Below are 261 nucleotides of genomic sequence, written 5' to 3' on the forward strand. Positions count from 1 at the left end.
CCGCTGGAAACCCGCTAATAGGGCCAGCAGGGACAAAAAAGCCCGGACGTGTTCCGGGCTTTTTGTTTTCGCCCGTTTCAATCAGGCATTCAGTTGCTTGGCGCGCTGGCAGAAAGCATCAACCAACGTGTTGGCCGCCTGGTTGAACAGTGGGCCCAACGTGGCGCGCACAATCGGCCCGGCATAGTCGAAGGACAGGTCGAGGCTGATCTTGCAGGCCTTTTCACCGAGCGGCTTGAACACCCACACACCATGCAGCTG

General features: G+C 58.6%; 1 protein-coding gene. It reads right to left on the minus strand.

Annotated features, from left to right (window positions below; all coding sequences use genetic code 11):
- Positions 1–81: 81 nt before the first annotated feature.
- Positions 82–261: SRPBCC family protein (locus tag SB765_RS30865; protein WP_410932653.1), on the minus strand; the 180-nt coding region annotated here is incomplete at its 5' end.

Source organism: Pseudomonas sp. SIMBA_067 (assembly GCF_046534675.1).
Lineage (GTDB): Bacteria > Pseudomonadota > Gammaproteobacteria > Pseudomonadales > Pseudomonadaceae > Aquipseudomonas > Aquipseudomonas putida.